Source organism: Paenibacillus sp. ACRRX (genome assembly GCF_022346885.1).
In the GTDB taxonomy this organism is placed as follows: Bacteria; Bacillota; Bacilli; order Paenibacillales; family Paenibacillaceae; genus Paenibacillus_B.
In genome coordinates this window covers 264,414-279,643 of record NZ_JAKRNK010000001.1, presented here as the reverse complement: position 1 = coordinate 279,643, position 15,230 = coordinate 264,414, and the positions used below count along the sequence as shown (strand labels likewise).

13 protein-coding genes are annotated in these 15,230 nt (G+C 48.2%); 2 read left to right on the top strand and 11 right to left on the bottom strand.

Annotation, left to right across the window (positions count from 1 at the left end):
* Positions 1–252 precede the first annotated feature (252 nt).
* The 6 genes from MH117_RS01190 to MH117_RS01165 all read right to left on the bottom strand — a co-directional run bounded on the left by MH117_RS01190 (position 253) and on the right by MH117_RS01165 (position 7,198).
* The gene (locus MH117_RS01190; protein WP_239326577.1) at positions 253–2,211 is read right to left on the bottom strand and encodes an ABC-F family ATP-binding cassette domain-containing protein; all 1,959 of its coding nucleotides are present in this window, start codon (positions 2,209–2,211) and stop codon (positions 253–255) included.
* A 110-nt stretch (positions 2,212–2,321) separates the two neighbouring features.
* Positions 2,322–2,897, bottom strand: a complete 576-nt coding sequence (locus MH117_RS01185) for a TetR/AcrR family transcriptional regulator (protein ID WP_239326575.1) — start codon at positions 2,895–2,897, stop codon at positions 2,322–2,324.
* A 98-nt stretch (positions 2,898–2,995) separates the two neighbouring features.
* Complete coding sequence (locus MH117_RS01180) at positions 2,996–3,823, bottom strand: DUF92 domain-containing protein (RefSeq protein WP_239326573.1); 828 nt, start codon at positions 3,821–3,823, stop codon at positions 2,996–2,998.
* Between the two features lie 7 nt (positions 3,824–3,830).
* The gene (locus tag MH117_RS01175) at positions 3,831–4,580 is read right to left on the bottom strand and encodes a fumarylacetoacetate hydrolase family protein (RefSeq protein ID WP_239326571.1); all 750 of its coding nucleotides are present in this window, start codon (positions 4,578–4,580) and stop codon (positions 3,831–3,833) included.
* Positions 4,581–4,610: 30 nt separating this feature from the next.
* Positions 4,611–6,029, bottom strand: coding sequence for a CapA family protein (locus MH117_RS01170; RefSeq protein WP_239326569.1), 1,419 nt, complete (start codon positions 6,027–6,029; stop codon positions 4,611–4,613).
* Positions 6,030–6,148: 119 nt separating this feature from the next.
* Entirely contained in the window at positions 6,149–7,198 is a 1,050-nt protein-coding gene (locus MH117_RS01165) for a ThiF family adenylyltransferase (protein WP_239326567.1), read from the bottom strand.
* Between the two features lie 181 nt (positions 7,199–7,379).
* On the opposite strand from MH117_RS01165, the gene MH117_RS01160 reads away from it, so the two are divergent.
* Together MH117_RS01160 and MH117_RS01155 are read left to right on the top strand one after the other, a co-directional pair.
* The gene (locus MH117_RS01160; protein WP_239326565.1) at positions 7,380–8,318 is read left to right on the top strand and encodes a glycosyltransferase family 2 protein; all 939 of its coding nucleotides are present in this window, start codon (positions 7,380–7,382) and stop codon (positions 8,316–8,318) included.
* Positions 8,315–9,031, top strand: coding sequence for a glycosyltransferase family 2 protein (locus MH117_RS01155; RefSeq protein ID WP_239326563.1), 717 nt, complete (start codon positions 8,315–8,317; stop codon positions 9,029–9,031). The genes MH117_RS01160 and MH117_RS01155 overlap by 4 nt, the downstream gene beginning before the upstream one ends.
* Before the next feature lie 81 nt (positions 9,032–9,112).
* On the opposite strand, the gene MH117_RS01150 is transcribed toward MH117_RS01155, so the two are convergent.
* The 5 genes from MH117_RS01150 to hemE all read right to left on the bottom strand — a co-directional run bounded on the left by MH117_RS01150 (position 9,113) and on the right by hemE (position 15,197).
* Positions 9,113–10,405 carry a molybdopterin molybdotransferase MoeA gene (locus MH117_RS01150; RefSeq protein ID WP_239326562.1) on the bottom strand — a complete coding sequence of 431 codons (1,293 nt, stop codon included), beginning with the start codon at positions 10,403–10,405 and terminating at the stop codon, positions 9,113–9,115.
* 71 nt (positions 10,406–10,476) lie between these two features.
* Entirely contained in the window at positions 10,477–11,478 is a 1,002-nt protein-coding gene (gene moaA, locus MH117_RS01145) for a GTP 3',8-cyclase MoaA (protein ID WP_239326561.1), read from the bottom strand.
* A gap of 168 nt (positions 11,479–11,646) precedes the next feature.
* The gene (hemG, locus tag MH117_RS01140) at positions 11,647–13,122 is read right to left on the bottom strand and encodes a protoporphyrinogen oxidase (RefSeq protein WP_239326559.1); all 1,476 of its coding nucleotides are present in this window, start codon (positions 13,120–13,122) and stop codon (positions 11,647–11,649) included.
* A 67-nt stretch (positions 13,123–13,189) separates the two neighbouring features.
* A complete protein-coding gene (gene hemH, locus MH117_RS01135; protein ID WP_239326557.1) occupies positions 13,190–14,134 on the bottom strand; it encodes a ferrochelatase in 945 nt (314 codons plus the stop codon).
* Between the two features lie 13 nt (positions 14,135–14,147).
* Positions 14,148–15,197, bottom strand: a complete 1,050-nt coding sequence (gene hemE / locus MH117_RS01130) for a uroporphyrinogen decarboxylase (RefSeq protein WP_239326555.1) — start codon at positions 15,195–15,197, stop codon at positions 14,148–14,150.
* Positions 15,198–15,230: the final 33 nt, after the last annotated feature.

The window sequence follows — 15,230 nt, the reverse complement described above, 5'->3', positions numbered from 1 at the left end:
TAATATTTCGTGTTGTTCTATTTATTTCAAAAAACATAGAGACGTTATTTTACTCCCCCTTTGCCATGAAGCTAAGAGCGAGCGATCTTAATCCTGCATTCTTAGCCTAGTATTCTAACCTAGTAAGCGACCGCTCCCCTATAGAATACCAAGAAGCGGTCGCCGCGTAAAACCCTTTTATTGATGTCTAGCTATGGGAGCAACAACCGCTATAGCAAATCGTTGGGTTGTCTTTGACTAATGCTGTCTCTATTACGAGCCTCTAGAAGCTTCAATCTGCTCCGCCAACTCGCTCAATTCGGTCCATCGATCCATCAACTGCTCTAACTTAGACTCTGCTTCCCGCTGCTCTTTCATGAGCTCTTGTAGACGAGAGGAATCGCTATAAGCTGCTTCCATGTCACGGGTGATCCGTTCCAGCAACGCTTCTGTGTCAGTGACCCAGCCTTCAATCTGTTCATACTCTCGTTCATCCTTGTAAGACATCTTTAACTTTGGCTTACGCTCTTGCCGTCCCGCAGCACCCTCTGTTCCCGCCGAATCCACTTGTACATCCGCAGACTTTGTAGCAGCAGGTGATACATTTAGTGCACTCTCGCTCAAGGAAGGCATTCCACTCGCTGCTCTCCACTCCATGTATTCGGAATAATTTCCAACATGTTGATGGACATTCTGCTGTTCAAATGACCAGATTCGCTCCGCCACCCGATCCAAGAAATAGCGATCATGTGACACCGCGATGACAATACCGGGGAAGTCATCTAAATACTGTTCCAGGACAGCGAGCGTCTGCACATCCAAGTCGTTGGTTGGCTCATCAAGCAAAAGTACGTTAGGCGCAGTCATGAGCATACGCAGCAACTGCAAGCGACGCTTCTCGCCGCCAGACAACTTGCCGATCACGGTCCACTGCATCGTTGGACTGAACATAAACCGTTCCAGCATTTGCGCTGCACTAATCGTCTCACCTTCCGCAGTACTCACAGTCTCTGCCGCTTCTCGTATATATTCAATCACACGCATCGATTCATTCATTTCTTCATGCTCTTGCGTAAAGTAGCCAATACGTACTGTCGGGCCTAATACAACTGAACCTGCCTCAGGCTCGCGGCGCCCGGCAATCATTTGCAGCAGCGTAGACTTACCGCTGCCGTTCAGCCCGATTATTCCAATCCGGTCGCCCGCTACCGCAATATAAGAGAAATCTTGAAACAGCACCCGTCCGTCCGCTTCTGCGCGAAGTGCATCGATCTCCATAATCTTTTTGCCAAGACGAGCACTGGCAGTTGAGACTTCAATTCCGGAATCACGCTGCGCAGGCCCCTGTGAGTTCAGCTCTTCAAAACGTTCAATACGTGCCTTCTGCTTAGTCGTACGTGCCTTCGCACCACGTCTGATCCAAGCTAATTCCCGACGCAATATGTTCTGTCGCGTATCCTCGGCAGATGCCTCGCGCGCTTCACGGTCTGCTTTCAACTCCAGAAACCGTGTATAGTTTGCTTCATAAAAAAAAGCGTTCCCCTGGTCCAGCTCAATCATCTTGTTGGCAACCCGGTCTAGGAAATACCGATCATGCGTAATCATAATCAGGGCGCCAGTCCGCTTCTGCAGCATCGACTCCAACCATGCTACCGTCTCATTATCTACGTGGTTCGTAGGCTCATCCAAGAGGAGAACATCAGCTTGATGTATAAGCCCGGCAGCTAGTGCCACTCGCTTGCGTTGTCCACCCGATAGCTCCCCCATCTTGGCTTGATAACGCTGGATTCCCAGCTTAGACAGAATGGTCTTGGCTTCACTTTCCAACTGCCATGCCTGTAAACGATCCACGTCATCACTTGCTTTGACCAATCGATTCTGGAGCGTGGCATCCTCCGGATGAAGGCTAAGCGCTTCCAGCACCTCTGTGTATTGTCGAACGGCCGTCATCTCAGGAGAACTGCCGCTCATTACCGTATCCAACACCGTTGACGACGGATCAAACTCCGGTTCTTGTGCCACGTATTCTACCGATACGCTGCTGCCTCTCATCATCTTGCCTGACTCGATCGGCTCCAACCCTGCTATCGTCTTCAAAAATGTGGACTTACCTGTCCCATTTACTCCGATGATCCCGAAGCGATCTCCCTTCTCTATGCCAAAAGAAACGTCTTTAAATAACGTTTTCTCCCCGTAACTTTTACTAAGCTGCTCAATCGTCATTACATGCATGCTGCTGTAAGCCTCCATTTCCTAACTATCCCTGCTGTTCCTAGCACTTACCCTGAATCTTATAAAAAGGGAGAACCAGAGGTCCTCCCTTTACACGATTACACTCTTCATCACCTGAGGTCAGACTTGCATCCGTTCATAAACAGCTCGGCTGCAAATTGGACACGCTTGTCCATGTCCTGCTCGACAAATTCCGGACTAAAAATCATGTCCATCTTAATCATATCTAACATGCCAGCATAAGACTTCGCATGCAGCATGGGTTCAAGCAGCCCAAACTGTGCAAACGCATTTGCCATCAGGTTCATATAACGCTGCATAAAGCTCCGAATCACTTCCATCATATCCGGGTCGTTATTAGGTGCTTTAAAAAATAACTTCGTATATCGCTTACGCTCATAATAATATCTTAGATGATGTCCTGCAATAAATCGCAATTGCTCTTCCAGCGAGTTGAATTGGTTCAAACCAAACTCCAAATCACCTAGAAAATGATCAAAATCACGCTGCGACATCGCCGTAAACAGCTGTTCCTTGCTATTAAAATACAAATATAGCGTTCCTTTGGCAATGCCCGCCTTATCGGCAATATCGGACATCTTTGTTTCGTAGAAGCCATCGGAACCGAAGAGTTCATAAGCCGCATCCAGTATCAAATGCAGTTTGTCTCCTTGACCGTAACTCACCGGCTCACCTCCTTCGGCAATTGCCTATCAGGCTTAATGCTCTAGATGCTGCTCCTTCGAATATAACATGGGAAGCCGTTATTGTCGATTTATATGGCTTATAACCAAAATATGCCTATCAACCACGCTATCACGCCTCCGAATACCGAACTAACCCCATTTACGATATCGTTAGTCATCCAGCGAAAACCTTTCACCAGTGTTGTTGGTTGCCCGCAGTGAGTCGTTCTCTCCGTGTTCGCACCACACTTCTCACAATGGTAAGCCGCTTGAATCGTCGCCCCAAGAAATGAATCGGTAAAAGCGCCGACGATACCACCAACCGTGCCGCATATGCCAATCAAGATTAGCAGACTCCATTGATATGGGATTGAAAATGCCGGATCAGCAGCAATGTACAGGCAAACGACAGCAGCACCCCCAATTGTCGCAGCACCCAGTATGGTAGCTATTGTCCCGATCGTGGATACAGCCCCTGAAGTTCCTGCAGGCACTCGCTTGCCAGTCAGCACGGAGCGCGGCAAAGATCGACTAAGACTGCCAATCTCTGTGGCCCATGTATCTGCATTAACGGTAGCCATGACACCTGCAAAGGAGAACAGCCATCCGGGGTGCGGAAATATAGCATTACAGACGCATAGCAACATGCCGAGGCCACCATTGGCCATGACCTGATGAGCGTCCCTTTCCCCTGTCTTCTCATAGATCTGATCGAAGCGGCTTTTCTTTCGTTTATTCCATTTGGACCAAAATGTCGACGTTATAAAAAAGGTCAGCAGCAGCCCAAACCAGATCAAGCTCCCGCTTCCATAGTAAACCGTCCCCATGACAACCGCCGCCAGTGCGCCCGATTGCGTCAAAGATCTTTTTCGATATGCCAGTCCGGCAACGATAATACTTCCTGCCAGCCCAATCAACCAATCCATATGACGATCACTTCACTTCCGTAGTCTGAATAAGACCCTTTCCTACACATTCGCCATTCCATAACAACTCCAACGTATCCCCTGCCTGCACAGCACCAACCCCTGCAGGTGTGCCGGTAAAGATAAGATCACCTTCACCTAATCCATAGTGGATGGCAACATATTGAATCAAATCATCAAAATTAAATATCATATCACTTGCAATTCCCTGCTGCACCGTCTTTCCATTTAACTTGAGCTGAAATGGCGTATGAATCGTTGCTTCTGTTCCTGGATACGCCATAAATGGCGTGAGTGGTGCGGAATGAAGAAACCCCTTCGCCGCAAGCCACGGATGCCCTTGCTTCTTTAGCACGTCCTGCACGTCGCGAAGTGTAAAATCAATGCCTAATGCCAAGCCATCAACGGCCACGTCAGCCGTCATTCCCGGTTCTACCTGTCGTCCGATGCGCAGTACTAGCTCAAGCTCATGATGTACAGCACCCTTATGTAATGGAAGCGGCAGTCCTTGCTGCCCATCCAGCCATGTCAATGCATGGGACGGCTTCATAAACACCATCGGCTCCGCAGGAACGGCATTGCCAAGCTCTGCCGCGTGCAATTTATAGTTACGCCCAATGCAATATACGTTGCGAATTAGACGCTTTGTCGGAGCATCCTTTTGCAGCACTATTTCATCCACTGTGATTCGTTCTATTCCGGTGCTCCTATTAACAGTGTCCTCACTAGACAACCCTGCCGTTGGCCCTATGTTCATTTCGATCGCCCCTCTAATGTAGACTATTGGTCAACGCTTCGTTACATGTCCATAACGATCAACTCTAGTTTGAAAAGAAATGCTCTCCATGCGCGATATCAGTGCTTGCCCCTTGGTTCCTATGAGCGGAACTGCTCGGCCAAGCTCTGTATAATAGGGATGCATTTGGAGCTTGCATGTGCCATTTTTAGTACACTCAGCTTCCAGCACCATCGTCTCCCACGTTTTAGGTTGTGTAGCACGTGTAAAAATAAAGTTACCCATACTGTAAGCAATCCACTTTCCCTTATACGGCTCAAACCCTTGCAGGACGTGCGGGTGCCCGCCAATGATCAGGTCAGCGCCAGCATCAATGTAAGCATGGGCAAGATCTTGCTGGTGTTTAACTGGATAGTCGACTTTCTCTTTGCCCCAATGGGCAACTACGATGACGATATCTGCAGCTTGCTTCGCCTTGCGAATCGATTCCAGTGCTTTTGTTGGATCATACGTTGCTGCAAGTCCTGGCTTATTTTTGCCTGCATACCAGCTGACATCAGGAATCACACGACTAAACCCCAGGACAGCGATTGACATCCCATTGCGCTTTACGATGACAGGTTGATAAGCCTCTATCCCATTCTTGCCTGCGCCAACATAGCGGATATCAGCCCCTTGCAGTGCGGCAAACGTATCTATTAGACCTTCTTCTCCTTGATCCATGACATGATTGTTTGCGAGATTAACAACGTCAATTCCCGCTTCTTTCATAGCACTGGCCATTTTGGGGGATGACTTGTATACAAACTCTTTATGCTGGGCGGGAACTCCCCGCTTCGTAATTGGTGTTTCTACGTTAGCGATCGTCAGATCATCTTGTTGGAAGATCGACTTCACATAAGAATATGGATAATGATACCCCGATTTCGCTACAACATCTGCTACTTTTCCCGCATTGATGATATCGCCAACAAAAGTAAATCGAACGACATCGCCAGTTGGAAGACGCTTGCCATTCTGATCATCAGGTAATGAGGACAGCGGAGACTTGACTTCCATCGATCCAGTTGACTCAGTTAATTCAGTTGATGAAATGGATTCATGTGACTCCTTTAATCCAGCACCTTCGCTGGCGGTCATACCTTTATCCCCAATAGGTTCTGAAGCAGCCTGATTCTGTGGAGCGTTCTCCTCACTCTTATCTTCTCCTGGTTTATCTTGAGATTCTTGCTGGTGTTCAAGCTGATGGTTGCTGGAAGCCCCAGTCTCCTGCTTGCTTGACTGATCATGTTGGAATTGAGGCGATGTAGAGTGGCTTTCAGGGATCACAAGTTGACCTGAATACCAACCATACAACGCTACTATAACGATAGCTGCAGCCAGGCCCAGATTAAAGGCAAACAATCTGCCTCGCCTGCGCTGACGCTGCTGCTTCTCATGAAGCTTGCGCTCGGTTCTCGATTGTCTCACTTCGCCTACTCTCCTTGCTACTTGGTTATAAACGTAGAGAGCATCACCTCCGTGGCTCGCTGCGATAACTCATATCAAGTAGAATACGGATGGGTGTTCTCTTCGTTCCGCTGCACTGCTTAACCGAACACTCGATCAGCAATCGTTCTGGCTTCTACAGGGTCTTTGGTCCCATGTACTAAAATACGTCCATCTTTAAACATCACTAAGCGATAATGATCGATTGGAACAGACAACAAGTAATCATTACTATGAACCGTAGGCCCCCATACATGACGGAGACGTGCAGCCACTTCTGCTATTGGAAGCTGCTGAGGCTGAGCAGGACGGATCTGTACCGTATCCCGTCCGCACAAAATATCGGTCTTGCGGTGGTTCGAAGCTTCCAAGTATGGATAAGCGGCATCCTTGCCACAAGAAGGACAATCGTCACGACGTGCTGCCGAAACATCAAGTGCCGTACTTTGATTCGTCCACAGATCAAACGAAACAAGCTTACGCCGAAGTGCAAGCGGATTGCCGCTCAGCCACTTTAATGCTTCTGCAGCCTGGTATGCAGTAACCATCTGCACGGCTGGTGGAATAATACCCGCAGTATCACAGGTGGCTCCGCCAATCGGGACCGTATCCATTAGGCAATGCAGGCATGGCGTTATCCCCGGCTCAAACATCATAGACATGCCATAGCTGCCAACACATGCACCGTAAATCCAGGGCACGTTATGCTTCATCGCATAATCATTCAGGAGCATTCGTGTGTCAAAATTATCAGTTGCATCCAAAATTAGATGCTGTCCAGCAGCCCATTGCTCCAATTCGTACACGGTAACGTCCGCTACGATGCCTTGAATCTCTACGCCGCTGTTGACGGCTTGTAGTCTTCGCTCAGCAGCTATCGCCTTAGGCAGTCGCTCATGCACATCCTGCTCCGTGTATAGCTGCTGCCGCTGCAGGTTGCTCCATTCGACGTAATCTCGATCGATAATCGTCACATGTCCCACTCCGGCCCGCACTAACATTTCAGCGACACCTGATCCTAAAGCCCCTGCTCCTACAATTAATACACGGCTGTCCATTAGCTTGCGCTGACCATCCACCCCAATCGGAGCAAATCGTTCCTGCCTTGAATATCGTTCAGCATTATGAATATTCTTCAAAGGTGTAACCATCTATTTTCCCCCTCATCTATATAGGGCTTGTCTGCTTGTATCAATTTGCTTATTTCATCTGCATATATCTATGCATTCACGTGCACCTCTCTTATTTTACATGAACCTTTTCCAAAAACCTACTCTATAACCAGCAGACTCGTCATACAATGAACCAACCGCAAATAATGGAGGTCGTACCATGGAACAACAGCGCGTACTAATTGCCAGCCCTATTCGTCAGCGACCAGATATACTGGAGGCTTGGCTTGAATCATTGAGCCGCTTGCACCAGCAATCGTATACAGCGAGCTTTGCCTTCTTTGACGATAATGACGATGAACATTCACGTCAATTACTACTGAAATTCCAGCGGGAACACCCTGCTGTGCGCATTTACAGAAGTGAACAGCAAAAAGTAGCCTATGAATGCAATGAAACAACACATTTCTGGAATGAACATCTGGTATGGCGTGTTGCGGCAATGAAAGATTTCTGCATACAAGCAGCCCTGGCAGATCAAGTAGACGCCTTGTTTCTGATTGACTCCGATCTGGTCCTCCACCCGGACACGGTTGATAGGCTGCTGGCCACGGAGAAGGATATTATAGCAAACATATTCTGGACAATATGGGAACCGGGAACCGTTGAAATGCCACAAGTATGGGTACAAGACGTATACTCGCTCATTCCAAAAGGCCGCAATGAAAAGTTAACGGAAGAGGAAACCAATCGGCGTCTATTTCAAGTGCTAGCCCAGCTTCGTCAGCCTGGCATTTATGAAGTCGGTGGGCTAGGAGCGTGTACTTTAATTAAAAGGAAGGCATTGGAGGCTGGAGTGTCGTTTGCGGAAATTCCAAATGTGTCATTCTGGGGTGAAGATCGGCATTTCTGTGTCAGAGCAGCCGCACTTGGCCTAAAACTCTATGTGGATACACGTAAACCTGCCTTTCATCTATATCGTCCATCTGACCTTAATAATCTGGCAGCTTATTTACGGTCATGCGACATCAATCCAGATTCATCGCCGCTCGATAGCAAGCACAAGGTTCAGGTATCTTCCACTATTAAAGAAAATGGACGGCCTGCTACACTTGGTACATCATCAAGTAAGCCTTCTGAATCCAGACAGTGGCCATGAAAGCAGGGAGAAGCTCCTCTTATCGTTTAACGTTGTCCATGGTCGTAAAGAATGAAGCAGACCGTTATTTACCTCAAATGCTGGAGCGGCATCTTCCCTACATTGACGAGGCTGTCATCGTTGATGATGGCAGCACCGACCAGACAATAAATATATGTGCGTACTTCTTGCAATCTATCCCGCATCGTATTGTACATAATGAGAGCTCACGATTCGAGCGGGAGCACGAATTGCGCAAGCAGCAATGGGAAGCAACGATTGCAACACGCCCGTCCTGGATTCTTAATCTAGATGCAGATGAGCAGTTTGAATTCAGCTTTAATCATGAGATTGAGGCTCTATTGCGTCAACAATTTGCAGATGTGTTCTACTTCCGATTATTTGATATGTGGGATGCTGATCACTTTCGGGAAGATCCATATTGGACAGCCCATCGTATTTATCGGCCTTTCTTAGTTCGTTATCGGCCGCATATTCGATATACTTGGCTGCAGACCAATCAACATTGTGGCAGATTCCCGATAGAGATTGAACGGCTGCCCTATGCATGCCACCCCGCACGAATCCAGCACTTCGGGTGGTCCAATCCTGTTGACAGGCTGTACAAGTATGAACGATATCGTCAACTGGACCCGGAGGGAACCTTCGGGATTAAGGCTCAATACGAATCGATATTGGCAGCGTATCCGACGCTCATCCAGTGGGAGGAATAAAGTCGATGCGATCGTTAAGCCGAGAGCTCCGATCAGGAGCTCTCGGCTTGTGTATAAAGGCATATATGTAGCAGTTATACGTTAATTGAATAGTCTAAGCGGGACTATATCAACAATTGTACCTTTCTTAAGTCCTGACGGTGAAGGCAGCACCACAAACAAACAATTGGCCTTCATAATAGAAATTGTCGCACTCGACATATCAACACCGGCAGGTCGAACAACGACTGCGCCGTCCTCCTGCGTCCGCATTACCCCTCTTACAAACCGCACAAACGTATCCGATACATGATAAGATTCTTCCAGCTTACCTCTCAGCGGAGTCCGATAAGGTTCAGAAACACCTTGCATCCGTAAGAGCGCTGGCCTCACAAACATCTCACATCCGACAAAGCAGGCGCTCGGATTGCCTGATAACGCAAATAGCGGCTTTCCATGGAGAAACCCAACCGTTGAAGGACTGCCTGGGCGCATTTGCACCTTGTTAAATAATAGCTCGCCATCCCAATTTTGCGTGAAATCATACAAAATGTCGTGATCTCCTACAGAAACCCCGCCTGTTGTAATAACCGCATCATATTCTTGAAGCGCTTCTTGTAACAACTGAGTCAGCTGATGTTGATCGTCTGCCACATGCGGGAGCAAATATGGCGTACCGCCTGCTTCCTGAATTTGAGCCAAAAGCATATAACTGTTGCTGTTCCTTATCTTTCCAGCCTCTATATCGGCGCTTATAGACAACAACTCATGACCGGTAGAGATAATGGCTACTCTCGGCTTGGTGTACACATGAACATATTCATAACCAAACATCGCAAGCAAGGCCATCTCGCCAGCTTCCAATCGACTGCCTTTCTCGATCAGAAGCTGTCCTTCCACCATTTCTGTGCCGATAGCATTAACGTTCTCGCCTATGCTCACGGCTTGATGGACAAGGATCCTATCATCCACGGACTGCCCCGTCGTCCGCCGCTGCAAATCTGATGTCGCCTCTAGCTTGATGACCGCATCAGCCCCTTCAGGCAGTTGGGCCCCCGTCATAATGCGTACAGCTTCGCCTGTCTCAACCGGCCTCTTCCATACGTCTCCGCACGCTATGCTGCCCACGACCTGCAACTGAGCAGCTATGTCTTGCTTAACGTTACGAGTGTCCTCTGCCTTCACAGCGAAACCGTCCATCATAGAGCGCTGGAAATGCGGAACTGGCATGTTAGCTCTGATTGCCTGTGCAGTGCGCCGCATATAAGCCTGCTCCAATGGGATGACTTCAACAGATTCACTATTGATTCGATGAATCAACGCGTGCTGTGCTTCATAGATTGTAAGGGGATTACGCTGAAATCGTGCTTGATAATCAGTCTGCGATGGTTCCATAAGGTCTGCCTCCTTTATAGATTATCCTGAATATGCCTTCACGGATGCTGCCTGTCAATGGCTCCCGGCATTTACCCGCCTATTTGTGACATCGTACGGGTTGTCGGCTCATGCGACAGTTGCTGCCCTGACAACTCACGTGCCATCTCATGATTCAACGGTTTAGCATCAAGTGATCGTATTAATGCATCCATTAATGCATGCTCATCTCCGATATATCGGCGGATTTGGAATTCGTCGGACCAGTACAGACAAGGCTTCAAGAACCCGTCTGCGGTTAAACGCAGACGATTGCACGTATCACAGAAATGCTCGCTCACGGGGTGAATGAGCCCAAAGCTGCCTAAAGCATTGGGCAGACGATAATATTCCGCAGGCCCACCGTGGTCCGGTTTTGCGATCGGTACTGCTGATCTGCCTAATTCGCTTGCATAAAGTCGTTCTTCGAGTGAAAGGTAATTCTGCTTCCAGTCTGCTTGTCTACCTCCGATTGGCATATACTCAATAAACCGCACATTAAGCGGTTGATCAACTGTAAGCCGCAGGAAATCATCAAATTCATCCTCATTGTACCCACGTACCAGCACCACGTTCAGCTTGATAGGAGAAAAGCCAATCGTGACACATTTCTCAATCGCCGTAAGCACTTTACTCAAGTCTCCGCCCCTCGTCATCTGCTTGAAACGCTCTGGCTGCAAGGAGTCAATACTGATATTAACTCGCTGCAAACCTGCTGCATGCAAATGCGCCGCCATATTTCCCAATAACAGGCCGTTGGTCGTTAAAGCAACGTCTATAATACCTGGGATGGACGCGATACGTTTGATCAATTGGGGCAAGCCGGGACGGACAGTCGGCTCTCCGCCTGTCAGACGGATCTTGCGAACACCCAGCTTAGCTGCTGCTCGTACTACTTCTTCTATCTCATCGTCTGTTAGCAGCTTATTCTGCGACATAAATTCCATTCCCTCTGCCGGCATGCAATACAAGCAGCGCAAATTGCAACGGTCTGTCACGGAAATGCGCAAATAATCGTGAACTCTGCCATACCGATCCACTAGTCGAGTCTCCACATGAATCCCTCCTAACTGATCTAGTTCTTTCCCCCGTATTACACGCTTCCTGCTTATTTTCCTCATTGTAACAAATAAACTGCTCAATAAAAAACAAGAGGATTGACTATGGTTCCAACACCCCATAGCCAATCCTCTTATCTTGTAAATTGATTCCGCATGCTTGGGTCAGAATGCCGTTGCTTCTGACATTACCGCAGATTCAGCTTCTGCCGTATGTGTCTTTACCTGTGCTACAGCAGTCTCACCTGCGGTACGCCCACTACGGATACAATCGGGCATACCAATGCCGTCGTATGCGAATCCCGCAATATGCACACCTGGCAGCTCCTCTTTAAGTCGGGAGCGGAATTGAGCCAGACTTTGCACATGCCCGACCGGATATTGCGGCATTGAACGATGAAGCCGCGTAATCTCCATAAATCTCGGCTCTACCTCAATGTCCAGCAGCTGCTTCAATTCATTCTTAACGGTTCGCTTTAATGCTTCATCAGGCCAGTCAACGCGCTCTTCATCGCCTGCTCTGCCTACATAACAGCGAATAAGCATCGTGTCTTCTGGACTCGTGTGTGTCCATTTGATTGACGTCCAGGTACAAGCGGTTATTGCCCGCTTCTCCTCTCGTCCGATAACAAAGCCTGTTCCGTCCCACTTATTCTTCAGCTTCGCACGGTCAAATGCACTGACAACGTTAGCTACAGACACATAATGGATATTATCTAACATCGACACATCCAGATAAGGCCGCAGCAATGGAGCCGTGTCAAAGGCAGGTGTTGTGAGAATGACCTGCTGCGCCGCGATGCTCGTATCGTCCGAAAGCAGAACCTCATATGTCCCATCCTCCAAGACATTAAGCTGAACAGCCTCAGCCTCATTGCGGATGTTTACGTGCGGACTCAACTGTTCCCGCAGCCGATCAACAAGTGAGCCCAGACCATTTTTAAATGTCAAGAACATCGTTCCTTTTGCTACATCAGGCAGACCTGGCAGCGACTGCCCTTGCTTCCGATTTGCCATCATGCCGCGAATCAGACTGCCGTGCTTGCGCTCTACTTCCTCAAACTGTGGGAACGTAGCTTGCAAGCTTAACTTACTCAGATCGCCTGCGTAAATGCCAGCAAGCAATGGCTCGGCCACATGGGATGTCACTTCATGGCCCAAGCGACGATCAAGAAAACTGCCAAGTGACTCGTCCTCTGTTGATTCTCGAGGCTTCTTCACCAGATCAAGCAGAGCTCTTGCTTTTCCCCATACAGAAATTAATCCAGTCTTCATAAACGGCTTTAATTGTGTAGGGATGCCCAGAACTAGCCCTGGCGGCATCGGATGAAGCTTGCCACGACACAGAATATAGGTCTTTTTGGCGTGTGGATTTGTTGCTACCAGCTCTGATTCAAGCCCAAGCGATTGAGCGAGCTCCACCATCGGCAGCTTGCGCGCCAGAAATGAATCAGGCCCTTTCTCTATGACGCAATTGTCACGTCGCAGCGTATTAATTTTGCCGCCTAATGACTTTTCTTTTTCGATAATAGTAATCGATATGGATGTTCCTTCGGCCTGAGCCTTCTGCCAAGCGTAATAGGCTGCGGACAATCCTGTCAGACCCCCGCCAATCACGACGATGTCTTGACGCTCGTTCATCATGAGCCCTTCTTTCTGCATCATTCGAATTCATTTCACTTCAAAAGATTGGACCACCGTTATGTTCTTATTGCTCTGCAAGCATAACGGAATCGGCCAGCACCTGAATGTATAACGGATCATGGTTCAAGGAACGCGTGCGCTTAAAGCCCACACCAAGTTCCTGTGCTCGCTGAGTAGTCTCAATGTCCAGATCGTATAACACTTCCAGATGGTCGGATACAAAGCCGATTGGAGCAGACAATACATGTGTCTTGCCTTCCGCTTTGACGGTTTGCAGCGTGTCCAAAATATCCGGACCTAACCACGGCGTTCCTGTCTGACCGGCACTTTGCCACGTGAATCGCCACTGGTCTTCATCTAGAAAACATTGCTCGGCAATCGCCTCGGACGTCTCGAGCAACTGCGCTGGATAAGGATCATTCATCTCCAGTATCCGAGTTGGCAGACTATGTGCGCTAAATAATACATGAACGTCTTCACTGCTGACGCCTTCTTGCTCATACGCTTCCAGCTGCTCTTTGACGCGGATCGCCAAAGCTTCCACCAGCTTCGGATGCAAATGATAGCTTTCCACTCCACGGAAATCGATGTCATGCTTCTCCGCTTCTTCCTTCGCGCGCTTTAAGTATCCGCCAATACTCATGACGGAATAATGCGGCGCCAATACAATACCGATAGCCTCATGTATTCCATCCTGCGCCATACTCGCGATGCCGTCTTCAATAAACGGTGCAGCATGCTTCAGCCCTTGATAGCACACATACTGTACATCCTGTGCAGAAGTGCGCTGGTCAAGCTCGGCTTGCAAAGCAGCAACCTGTAAATTTGTGTGCTCTCTCAACGGGAATACGCCGCCTACAATTGCCTCATAGCGGGAGCTAAGCTCCTCCAATTGGTCCGCAGAAGGCGGATTTCCGCGTCTAATATGCGTGTAGTAGGCCTCGATCTGATCCATTCCAGACGGTGTGCCGTACGACATGACCAGCACGCCAACTTTGCGTTTACTCATCCTACATGCCTCCTTACTTCAGCTTGGACAACTGTTCTTCAGAATAACGGTGAACGAACGCTGTCAACTGCTTTAATTTATCTAATGAAGCTTCTGGAAATAATCCATGCCCTAAGTTAAAAATAAAGCCCGGTTCTTTCATGCCAAGATCCATAATGTGCTTGGCTTCTCGTTCTATAACAGACATTGGTCCTGTTAATAAATAAGGATCTAAGTTGCCCTGAACAGCAAACTTATGGTCCAATCTGCGACGTCCCTCTTCTATTGATACGCGCCAGTCTAAGCCGATTACATTCGTTTGCAATTGATGCAGTAACGGCAGCAGTTCTCCCGAACTTACACCTGGGAAATAAATTTTGGGAACATTAAGGTCAGACACCGCATGAAAGATACGCTCCATCGTCGGCAGCACATAGGTAGAGAAATCACGTGGCGACAACGATCCAACCCAGCTGTCAAATAATTGGAACGCCTTTGCTCCATGCTTGACTTGGGCGCGCACATATTCAATAACCATGTCCCCAAGCTTATCCATTAAGGAGAACCACAATTCCGGCGATTCATACATCATCGTCTTCGTACGGATGTACGATTTGGAAGGTTTTCCTTCGATTAAATAACTTGCAATCGTAAACGGTGCTCCTGCAAACGTAATAAGCGGAACATCCAGTTCACGATCCAGAATACGAATCGTTTCCAGAATATGACCCAGATCTCCTTCTGGATCAACTGGACGCAAACGATCTATCTGTGCTTTCGTGCGGATCGGATCGTGTATAACAGGTCCTACCTGCGCCACAATATCAAAGTCTACGCCGATAGAAGCAACCGGATTCATAATATCAGAGTACAAAATAGCTGCATCTACACCCAGCTTACGCACCGGCATCATTGTCACTTCTGCAGCAAGTTCGGGCTGTTGGCATATTTCGAGCAGGCTGTACTTCTCTTTTATTTTGCGATAATCCGGATCATATCTGCCTGCTTGACGCATATACCATACCGGAAGACGGTCTACCTGCTCCTTGCGGCATGCACGAATAAATCGATCATTATATGTCATTTACGTATCCTCACCTTGAATGGAATAATGTAC

Coding starts and splice junctions, on each gene's coding strand:
- MH117_RS01190 (WP_239326577.1), bottom strand. CDS start 2,211: ATGCATGTAATGACGATTGAGCAGCTTAGTAAAAGTTACGGGGAGAAA.
- MH117_RS01180 (WP_239326573.1), bottom strand. CDS start 3,823: ATGGATTGGTTGATTGGGCTGGCAGGAAGTATTATCGTTGCCGGACTG.
- MH117_RS01175 (WP_239326571.1), bottom strand. CDS start 4,580: ATGAACATAGGGCCAACGGCAGGGTTGTCTAGTGAGGACACTGTTAAT.
- MH117_RS01165 (WP_239326567.1), bottom strand. CDS start 7,198: ATGGTTACACCTTTGAAGAATATTCATAATGCTGAACGATATTCAAGG.
- MH117_RS01160 (WP_239326565.1), top strand. CDS start 7,380: ATGGAACAACAGCGCGTACTAATTGCCAGCCCTATTCGTCAGCGACCA.
- MH117_RS01155 (WP_239326563.1), top strand. CDS start 8,315: ATGAAAGCAGGGAGAAGCTCCTCTTATCGTTTAACGTTGTCCATGGTC.
- MH117_RS01150 (WP_239326562.1), bottom strand. CDS start 10,405: ATGGAACCATCGCAGACTGATTATCAAGCACGATTTCAGCGTAATCCC.
- hemG (WP_239326559.1), bottom strand. CDS start 13,122: ATGAACGAGCGTCAAGACATCGTCGTGATTGGCGGGGGTCTGACAGGA.
- hemH (WP_239326557.1), bottom strand. CDS start 14,134: ATGAGTAAACGCAAAGTTGGCGTGCTGGTCATGTCGTACGGCACACCG.
- hemE (WP_239326555.1), bottom strand. CDS start 15,197: ATGACATATAATGATCGATTTATTCGTGCATGCCGCAAGGAGCAGGTA.